The sequence below is a fragment of the Rheinheimera sp. genome (assembly GCF_020217005.1).
Lineage (GTDB): Bacteria > Pseudomonadota > Gammaproteobacteria > Enterobacterales > Alteromonadaceae > Pararheinheimera.
The window spans coordinates 1-10,000 of sequence record NZ_JAIWOI010000236.1 but is presented as its reverse complement, the minus strand read 5'-3'; the positions used below and the strand labels follow the sequence as shown (position 1 = coordinate 10,000).

Annotated in this window: 9 protein-coding genes; 8 read left to right on the top strand and 1 reads right to left on the bottom strand. The window is 47.8% G+C overall.

Going from position 1 to position 10,000, the window contains the following annotated elements; all coding sequences use genetic code 11:
- Positions 1–1,432: TonB-dependent receptor (locus LDL40_RS11610; protein WP_300995541.1), on the bottom strand; the 1,432-nt coding region annotated here is incomplete at its 3' end.
- 420 nt (positions 1,433–1,852) lie between these two features.
- Between LDL40_RS11610 and LDL40_RS11605 the strand changes: the two genes are divergently transcribed.
- The 8 genes from LDL40_RS11605 to LDL40_RS11570 form a co-directional block, all read left to right on the top strand.
- Positions 1,853–2,611 carry an SDR family oxidoreductase gene (locus LDL40_RS11605; protein WP_300995540.1) on the top strand — a complete coding sequence of 253 codons (759 nt, stop codon included), beginning with the start codon at positions 1,853–1,855 and terminating at the stop codon, positions 2,609–2,611.
- 146 nt (positions 2,612–2,757) lie between these two features.
- Positions 2,758–3,600 carry a 5-dehydro-4-deoxy-D-glucuronate isomerase gene (gene kduI / locus LDL40_RS11600; RefSeq protein ID WP_300995539.1) on the top strand — a complete coding sequence of 281 codons (843 nt, stop codon included), beginning with the start codon at positions 2,758–2,760 and terminating at the stop codon, positions 3,598–3,600.
- 318 nt (positions 3,601–3,918) lie between these two features.
- On the top strand, positions 3,919–4,935 hold the full coding sequence (locus LDL40_RS11595) for a TRAP transporter substrate-binding protein (RefSeq protein WP_300995538.1): 1,017 nt from the start codon (positions 3,919–3,921) through the stop codon (positions 4,933–4,935).
- The gene (locus tag LDL40_RS11590) at positions 4,928–5,428 is read left to right on the top strand and encodes a TRAP transporter small permease (protein ID WP_300995537.1); all 501 of its coding nucleotides are present in this window, start codon (positions 4,928–4,930) and stop codon (positions 5,426–5,428) included. Before LDL40_RS11595 ends, LDL40_RS11590 begins: the two co-directional genes overlap by 8 nt.
- Entirely contained in the window at positions 5,428–6,723 is a 1,296-nt protein-coding gene (locus LDL40_RS11585) for a TRAP transporter large permease (RefSeq protein WP_300995536.1), read from the top strand. The genes LDL40_RS11590 and LDL40_RS11585 overlap by 1 nt, the downstream gene beginning before the upstream one ends.
- Positions 6,724–6,731: 8 nt before the next feature.
- A complete protein-coding gene (locus LDL40_RS11580) occupies positions 6,732–7,508 on the top strand; it encodes an IclR family transcriptional regulator (protein WP_300995535.1) in 777 nt (258 codons plus the stop codon).
- 12 nt (positions 7,509–7,520) lie between these two features.
- Entirely contained in the window at positions 7,521–8,555 is a 1,035-nt protein-coding gene (locus tag LDL40_RS11575; protein WP_300995534.1) for a LacI family DNA-binding transcriptional regulator, read from the top strand.
- 108 nt (positions 8,556–8,663) lie between these two features.
- The coding region (locus LDL40_RS11570; RefSeq protein ID WP_300995533.1) for a two-component regulator propeller domain-containing protein at positions 8,664–10,000 on the top strand (1,337 nt) is incomplete at its 3' end.

Below are 10,000 nucleotides of genomic sequence, written 5' to 3'. Positions count from 1 at the left end.
AATTCAGCTCTGCAGTATCAAAGGTATTTTCCGCTCCTAAAGGGCGTAAGCGCACGCTGTTGGATGTCCAGCCGGTTGGGTCAAATACTCCGGCACCGTAAGTCAAAGCGGGGCTTTCTCTGTTGGCCCCTCTGTAGTCATAAGCAAAGGCCACTCCACGTTTTTCTGCGACTAAAGTGGTTTGTACCGGGTTGTCAAATTCTGACTTGGCCGTACCCACCATGGCGTCCATACTCAAATCGTCGGTCAGGTGACGTTTCAGTGACAGGTTGTATTGCAAAAACTCTGTACCTAATTCATCGAAACGGTTTTCAGCCCGGATGGTGGCATTTTCGAAACTACCGTAGGTCATAGTATTGGTATCGTCGATGAAATAGTCGACAACATTCATCACACCTGTATTACCTGATGCTGCTGTTGCATTGGTTGGCCTGTTTGCACCAGCGTTTAAAATACCCTGCAAAAATACTTCATTACGGGTTGCATCTGTTTTGGCATACAAAATATCTAAATCAATCTTGGTATCTTCGTCAGGTCTGAACTGGAAAGACGAGCTTAAACCCAACCTGTCCATGTCATGAGTATAGGAATCGTAACGTGGTAAACGTGGTCTGAATGCATTGTTGATTTCCTCCAGCTCAGGAGCCGTTGCATTACCCTGATAAAAGCCGAAGTCATTGACATTGTTCCAGCGGACAGTGCTTGCACCCTGATCTTTGAGCTGACGTTCTGAGTAAGAGGCTGAAAACAAAGCGCCAAATTTACCATCGGCAAAAATATTGCTGATTAAAAATGAGGTTTTAGGATCAGACTTTTCAGATAAGTCGTTGTAACCCATCTGACCGGAAGCTGCGAAGGTAAAGCCATCATAGTCAAAAGGTTGAGCGGCTTTTAAATCGACTGTAGCGCCTAAAGAGCCTTCTTCTACATCAGCTGATGCGGTTTTACGCACAGTTAAGGAGCTGAAAAGGTCAGAGGAGAAAGTGTTAAAGTCAAAACCACGGCCACGGTTTGCGCCACCTATTTGGTCTGTACCACCGCTGGTCGATACGGCTTCCATACCGTTGATTCGGACCCGGGTAAATTCAGGGCCTAAGCCCCGAACCGAAATCTGACGACCTTCACCTGCGGCACGTGAAATGGCTATACCGGGAATACGTTGTAAAGATTCTGCAAGGTTCAGATCAGGGAAATCAGCAATGTCTTCGGCCAGTATGGCGTCTATAGCTCCGTCGGATTGACGTTTTTGGTTCAGTGCGTTGGACAACGAATCGCGGAAGCTGCCTTTAATTTCGATCACTTCAATTTTTTCGTCCAACGCTTTAGTGTCGGTGGTTTGTTGCGCTGAAATTGAAAATATTGAAGTACAACCTGCGATAGCGAAAGCTAACGCAACTTTATTCGGGTGAAATGGCGTGTTGGTTTTGGCCATGATCTCTACCTCGTCCTGTCTGGTTCAAAGCGTTCAGCCAGTACATGCCAGCTGTATTTTTAATAGTGGAAGACGCTTTGTGCGACTCCCTGTTGATTTTGTCTACCGGTGGCAAAAAGTGCTTGCAATTTTGTGCCACCGATGGCAAAAAGCTAACACCAAGCTTAGATTACTGTCAAACGTCGCACAAAAAAAAATCAGTTTTGTTGTGGGTTTTAAATTGGGTTTTATTGTTAAGCTTTTGTTTTTATTGGGTAATTGTTCTAATTTTTCTGCGGCACAAAATAGATTTTGTTCCAGATGTGAAATTAATTCTGTTTGAACTGAACTTCGCGACTGTTTTGGGCATTAAATGTGTTGTGGTTGCACTCTCAATGGTGAGGCTAAAGTGCAGCGATTCAGGCAAAAAAGGAGTTAAGAATGTCAGCTTTATTTTCATTGCGGGGCCAAAGGGCGCTAGTCACTGGCGCCAGCCGGGGTTTAGGAAAAGCCATAGCGCAGGCATTGGCTCAGGCTGGGGCTTCTGTGATTTGCTGCAGTTCTCAATTAGATGGCGCCAATAAAACTGTCGCTGAAATTCAGGCGCAAGGTGGTCAGGCTACTGCCTTAGCTGCTGATTTATCGGATTTAGAGCAGGTTCGTTCATTGGCACAACAGGCTTTGGCGCTTGGGCAAGTCGATATTCTGGTCAATTGTGGTGGCACTATATTTCGCGCCCCCGCAGTGGACTACCCCATGCAGGAATGGCAAAACGTGATGCGGGTAAATCTGGATTCAGCCTTTTTGCTGTCGCAACTGTTGGGAGCTGAGATGCTCAAACGTGGTCAGGGGAAAATCATCAATATCGCTTCTATGCTGTCTTACAGCGGTGGCATTACTGTGCCTGCTTATACCGCCAGTAAACATGCTATTACAGGTTTAACCAAAGCCCTTGCCAACGAATGGGCTGGTGCTGGTGTAAATATCAATGCCATTGCACCTGGTTATTTTCGTACCGACAACACTTTCGCTTTGCAACAAGACCAGGTTCGCAATCAGGCTATTCTGGCTCGGATCCCATCCGGTCGTTGGGGGGAGCCTGAAGATTTAGCGGGCGCAGCTGTGTTTTTAGCCAGTGGCGCCAGTAATTATGTTAATGGCCATGTGTTGGCTGTAGATGGAGGCTGGTTAGCGCGCTAGAGTGCGCCAAATCTGCTTACTTAAAGCCGCAACTTTGTTGACCGCGTTTCTCGCCTCAACCACATAGTACGCCTGTGTGATTGGGGGCCCGGTCACTTGGCGCCTCGTTGCAGCGTCAATTACTTTGGTTTTTGCAGGAGAAAAACATGAATGTAATTTTTGAAAACCGTTTTGCCACGGCGCCGAATGACGTCAAACACTATGACACCGAAAAGCTGCGGCAGAATTTTCTGATCGATAACCTGATGCAGGCCGATCAACTGGTATTGTGTTACACCCACTACGAACGTTTGATAGTCGGCAGTGCAGTGCCGGTACAGGCGCCTGTTACATTGCAAACTGTGGATGCGCTGAAAGCTGAGTTTTTTCTGCAGCGCCGTGAATTGGGTGTGATCAACGTCGGCGGTACAGGTTTTGTCGAAGTGGACGGTGTTCAATACGAGCTGGCGAACAAAGAAGCTTTGTATCTCGGGATGGGCTGTAAGAATGTCAGTTTCCATAGTCTAAAGGCTAATGAGCCCGCCAAGTTTTACTTAAATTCTACCCCAGCTCATCACAGTTATCCGGTGCAGCATGTGCGGATGAATCAATGTAAAAAGCTGGAGATGGGGGCCTTAGCCACCAGTAATGAGCGCGTTATTTATCAGTTGATGATTAAAGAGGTGGTACAGACCTGCCAGCTGCAAATGGGCTTAACAGTGCTGAGTCAGGGCAGTGTTTGGAATACTATGCCAGCGCATCAGCATGACAGACGGATGGAAGCCTATTTCTACTTTGACCTGACCCCAGGTCAGGCGGTGTGCCACTTTATGGGAGAACCTACAGAAACCAGACATTTGTGGCTGGGCAACGAACAGGCCGTGGTTTCTCCACCCTGGTCTATTCATAGTGGCGTAGGTACGGGCAGTTACGCCTTTATTTGGGGTATGGCTGGTGAGAATCTGGATTATCACGATATGGATAAGTTTGGTCCAGATCAATTGCGATAAGGGTTTTGGAGCTCTGGGGAGAGCTCCATTTAGTAAAGTGTACTACAGCAAGTGACCTCAAGCCGCGAGTTTCTGAGCAAGGGGCGACTTGGGTATAAAGGATAACAATCACTGCACTAGACAGTGTGTCCTTCGACAGCGCCAGCGGTACGAGCGCTGACTTATAAAAAATATATCCCTGAGTAAACAGGCGCTTCACTGAGGCGACTAGGGCTTGAGTTCCGATACACAGAGCGCCTTATGTGATGGGAACGACAGAACTTCGTCAATAATGCAGCAGCTTTAGGCACAAAGGGAAAGCAACAGGTAGGTTAGACGATGAAACTCTTTTCACTGCGCGGCGTGCTGCTGTGCTGCGGTTTGACGACTCTGCTATTCACGACAGGCTGTCAGCGTCAGCAAGAGCAGATCACCTTACGGATGGGGCATTCTCTGGATCAGGAGCACGTAGTTCACAAAGCTATGGTGTTTATGGCTCAAAGGTTGGAGCACTACTCCAAAGGTCAGATGCATATTCAGATCTACAGCGGCGGCCAGCTGGGTTCAGAGCGTGAGCTTATCGAACTGCTGCAAATTGGCAGCCTGGCTTTAACTAAAGTATCCGCAAGCCCACTGGAAGGTTTTGTGCCCAGAATGCAGGTCTTTAGTGTGCCTTACGTGTTCAGGGACAGTGCTCATTTGTGGGCTGTTTTAAATGGTCCTATAGGTCAGGATTTGCTCAATTCGATGCATGGAGCCCGCTTGCATGGTTTAGGTTATTACGATGCTGGCAGCCGCAGTTTTTACACGACAAACAAAGCGGTGCGTGAGCCGGGTGATTTAAAAGGCTTAAAGTTTAGGGTTCCAAATAGTCAAACCTCAGTACAGATGGTACAAACTTTAGGTGGCGCGGCTACTCCGGTGGATTGGGGCGAGCTTTATACCGCCTTGCAACAAGGTGTGGTGGATGGCGCGGAAAATAATCCGCCAAGTTTCTATTTGTCCCGCCATTACGAACTGTCCAAATACTACAGTCTGGACGAGCATACTTCAGTTCCGGATGTGATTTTAATGAGTTTGCCTGTCTGGAATAGCCTGAGCAGGGAGCAACAAGCTTGGCTGGAACTGGCGATGAAAGACTCGGTACGTTTCCAGCGGGAATTATGGCAAAAAGCCAGTGACGATGCCCTTGCCAAAGTGAAAGCTGCGGGGGTTGAAGTGATTTACCCGGATAAAGCCGCTTTTGCTGCCGCTGTGCAGCCACTGCATCAATCTCTGCAGGGCACCGAGGTTGGTAATCTGATGGCCGAAATTGCGCAGGTTCAGGTTGAAACAGTGGAGGTGTCCAATGACTAAATTAGTGCTGTGGGTAGATTGGCTTTTAAAACGTAGCCTCATGTTCTTAATGGCTGCCATAGTGTTGGTGGTGTGCTGGCAAGTGTTATCCCGTTTTGTGTTAACAAACCCAAGTTCAATGACTGAAGAAATTGCCCGTTGTTTACTGCTATGGATTGCCATGTTGGGTGCAGCTTATGCATACAGAACTGGTCAACATTTGGGACTTGATATTGTTACCAGCAGAATGCCGCCTCTATGGCAACATCGTATCGCTTTTGTGCTGACCGCCGCAGTGGTGGTGTTTTCTTCCATAGTAATGGTATGGGGTGGAGGAGAATTGGTTTGGCTTACCTATGAGCTCAATCAAATGTCGGCAGCTTTGGGTATCCGAATCGCCTGGATCTATATGGTCTTGCCCTTAGCTGGGGTTTTGATTGCTTTTTATGGGCTATGTCAGCTGCGCTGCCTGGCGGCGAAAATTCAATTAGTTCCGGCAGAGGAGTCTGAATAATGGAATGGTCTGCACTTATTTTAGTGAGCGTATTTTTTCTTTTATTGTTACTGAACGTGCCGATTTCCTTTTGTATTGGTTTAGCGACATTGTGCACTATGTTGCTGTCGATGGATTTATTGCCTGCTGTGACTACACTGGCGCAACGAATGGCAGGAGGTTTAAATAGCTTCGCCTTGTTGGCCATCCCGTTTTTTGTACTCTCAGGCCTGTTGATGGGGCGTGGTGGTATAGCCAAACGTTTGATTGAAGCCGCTATGGCCTTAGTGGGCAGTTTGCCCGGAGGATTAGCCTTAGTGAATGTGTTGTCCTGCATGTTATTTGGCGCTATTTCAGGTTCTGCTGTAGCTGCAACTTCTGCGATAGGCAGTTTTATGGTGCCAGAGATGAAAAAGCAGGGCTATGAGGTCAATTACAGTGCAGCTGTGACAGCTGCAGCTGCAACAACGGGGATGTTGATCCCGCCCAGTAATATAATGATTGTTTACGCCATTGCCAGCGGCGGGGTATCTATAGCCGCATTATTTGTCGCCGGGTACTTACCGGGTATTTTGCTCGGGTTGGGGTTGATGCTGGTCTGTGCCGGCTACGCCAAAATGAAAGGTTATCCTTTAGCGGCCCGTCTGCCCTTGTCTTTAACCTTTAAAAAAATGGCGGCAGCTATTCCTAGCCTGCTGATGATTATTTTAGTGATAGGCGGCATTATCAGTGGCGCTTTTACCGCTACTGAAGCAGGTGCCATAGCTGTAGTCTATTCCTTTATTCTGGCGGTTTGCGTGTATCGTGAAGTCAAGGTAAAAGAGCTACCAGCAATTTTGCTGAAATCAGCTGAAACCACAGCCATAGTGATGGCGCTTATTGCAACTTCAGCCGCTATGTCCTGGATTTTATCCTACGAGAATATCCCACAAACTGTCAGCCAGGGATTATTGACCTTAAGTGAAAATCCGCTGCTGATTCTGTTATTGATCAATATTATTTTATTGGTAGTAGGGGCCTTTATGGACATGACACCCGCAGTGCTGATTTTCACCCCTATATTCCTGCCTGTGGCGGTTGAGCTGGGCATGAGTCCATTGCATTTTGGCATTATGATGATTTTAAACCTGTCGATTGGTTTAATTTCTCCTCCTGTAGGTAGCGTGTTGTTTGTCGCTTGTGCTGTGGCTAAAACTAAGCTCGAGTCGCTCATCAAGCCACTGCTACCTATGTATGCATCCATGGTTGTAGTTCTGCTGCTGGTGACTTACGTGCCGGCGATCAGTGAATTTTTGCCCAGCTTATTTGGGCTTTAGGAGCTGTAATGACCAGCTATTTAATCCCAAATCTTGCCAATGCCTGCCGCATGATGGAGTTAGTGGCGGCATCAGGTTCTGGCTTAACTTTATCTCAGCTTGAACAGCAGCTATCGGTGCCCAGAACCAGCGCCTTTCGCATACTACAGACACTTTGTCAGCAGCAAATGTTATACAAGGAAGGTAAGAAATATCGGGTCGGCAGTAGCTTGTACAAAATGGGGCTGGATCTGCTACAGCACCATCATTTACATCAGTTGGCTGTGCCTGTGTTGCATAAACTTACTATACAGACAGGGCTTACCAGTCACCTGGCCTTGCCGCGGCCGGACGGCGCTTTAATCGCAGAAGTTTGTGACAGTCCTAACCCAAGTCATTTAGCTGCACGGCCAGGATTTCTGGCTGATCTGCATTGCTCTGCCGGTGGCAAAGTGTTTTTAGCTTTTAACTATTTTGATCAACTGACAACTTTGCCTGGTCTGCAGCACATGGCCGCGCGGACACCACAAAGCATTACCGATCTGGCTGGCTTGCGGGTAGAATTGCAAAGTGTTCTGGGACGGGGTTATGCCCTGGATGATCAGGAGTATCAGGCCAATGTGCGTTGTATTGCTGTGCCAATCCGTAATGCTCAGGGCTCAGTGGTGGCTTCCGTTGGTGTCACAGGCCTAACCAGTATTTTATGCAAACAACGTATCCCTGACTTGGTTGCTGCAGTAAAACAAGCAGCCATTGAAATCAGTCTGGCTTGTTATAGGCCTGCTTTATTGGCCAACGATAAATAATAGGAATAGTGGATGATACAAAAAAGTTCGACCATTAATGATGTCGCTCGTCTGGCCGGTGTGTCCAAGCGCACAGTGTCGCGGGTGATCAATGGCTCTTTAAGCGTCGGTGATAGCACCAGAGTCAGGGTCGAAAAAATTATTGCTGAACTGAATTATTCGCCAAACACTCAGGCCCGTGGTCTAGCGTCCAGCCGTTCCTATTTGTTGGGTTTAATCTATGACAACCCTGATGCTTTGTATTTAGACGACGTACAGCGGGGAGTTCTGGAGATTTGTTCAACTTTGGGTTACGAGCTGGTCGTGCACCCTTGCCGCTACCGCAGTGAAACGCTAGTGCAGGACTGTCTGAACTTTATCAACAGATCCAAACTGGATGGGGTGATAGTACTGCCGCCAGTCTCTGAACTGGAGTCATTGGCCGAAGCACTAAAAAATGCTGGCCGTCCTTATGTGCGGCTGACTTCGGTTAGCATCGATGAGCCCCAACATATTGTGGTGTCGGATGACCGCTCGGCCGCCGCCGAAATGGCTCGCTATTTTGCTCAGCTGGGGCATCAGGATATCGCCTTTATCAGCGGTCCGCAGCGTTATAAATCCTCTACTGAGCGGATGGAAGGTTTCAAATTAGGCTTGTCAGCTTATGGTATTACACTCAAGGCTGAGCGGATCATGGAGGGCAATAACACTTATGAAACCGGCATCGAGTGTGCCCGCAGTCTGCTGAGTCAAACACCTTTGCCTACAGCTATTTTCGCGAACAATGATCAAATGGCAGCCGGTGTGCTGAAAGTGGCGCATCAAATGGGCATCGCCATTCCACAGCAACTGTCTGTGGCGGGCTTTGATGACAACTTACTAGCGTCCAGAGTGATCCCTGCTTTAACGACGATCCGTCGTCCTGTGCGGCAAATGGCGCAGCTGGCTACCACCAAAATGATCATGGTCATTGAACAAAATGATAAAGCAGCTCAACAGGTCGCTGCCAAAGTCGCACCAACATTAGTAGTGCGGGAATCTACAGCTCAGGTTGTAACAAAAGCGTAACCATAACGTCATTCGAATTTATATTTTTTTAGTTTTCCCGGTCATAAAAATAGAGTAAGGTGGTTTTATTAGAAAAAATGAAACCATCTGCTGACTGGGATGGCGCTGATGTTAGTTTGTTTCAAATATATCAAAATCTTAGCCAAAAGAAGCACCGGACTTTGCTCAGCTTTACTGTTGTTGCAGCTATGGTTGTGCTTGCCTTTTAATGCAGTGGCAGCTACCGCAGCCTTAACAGACTATTTCCGCGAAAGCTGGAATACCCGCCAGGGATTACCTCACAACACCATCAATAGTATCAGTCAGACGCCTGACGGTTACCTCTGGTTTGCTACCTGGGAAGGGGTGGCCCGATACAATGGCCGTGAATTTAAAGTCTTTGGCCGTGAACAACAAACGGGTTTACCTGATTCTGGTATCCGTGCTTTGCATTTAGATCCTAAAGGTCGTTTGCTATTGGGAGGATCAAGAGGGGGGGTAGCCTTATTAGAGGATCAACAATGGCGACCGGTAGATCCTGTGTCGTCGCTTGTGAATGAAGTAAGGGGCGATGCAAAAGGCCAGTTATGGGTAGGCACTGAAGGCGGTGGATTGTTTTGCCTGCAAACAGATGGAACACGCCAGCAGTGGACCCGTCATCACGGCTTACCGAGCAATACCATTTACAGTTTATTCAACGACGACAAAGATGGACTTTGGGTAGGAACTGCTGAAGGTCTGGTGCATTTGCAGCAGGGAAAGCTGAATCCTGTTCCGCAAAGCCCTAAAATTCCTGTGTTTGCTCTGGCTAACTACAACAACAGCTTATATTTGGGGACTGAACGGGGCTTGTATCAGAGACAGGGTAATGACTTTGTTTTAGTACAAGCTGAATTGCAGCAAACCGCCATTTCCAGACTGCTGGTTGATCATCAGGGCGATTTGTGGATAGGCACAGTAGAGGAAGGGATTTTCCGTCTAAGTAATTATGGCCTAGAACAGCTGACGGCCAGACATGGCATGCCAAACAACAGGGTATTGACCATTTTTGAAGATCATGAACACAGTATCTGGTTAGGTACCAATGGCGGCTTATTCCGCCTGCGGGATGCTCCCTTTACCACCTTAAGTACTGAACAAGGATTGCCCGACAATTTCGTCCGGACTGTATTACAACATTCTGACGGTAGTCTCTGGATTGGTACTGCCCGTGGTGTTGCTCGTTATCTGAATGGGAAGCTTGTGACTGAGAAAAACTTAGTGCCTGAGCAATCGGTATTAAGTCTGGCCGAAACCTCCTCCGGCGATGTGCTGATCGGTACTTATGCTGCAGGTCTGTTTATATACAGCAGTGGCCAGGTGACTAAGCTGGTGGATCGGAATTCAGGTTTATTATCTAACGAAGTCAGGGCCATACTGCCTTTACAGGACGGAAGCATATGGATTGGCACTGCACAGGGCCTGAA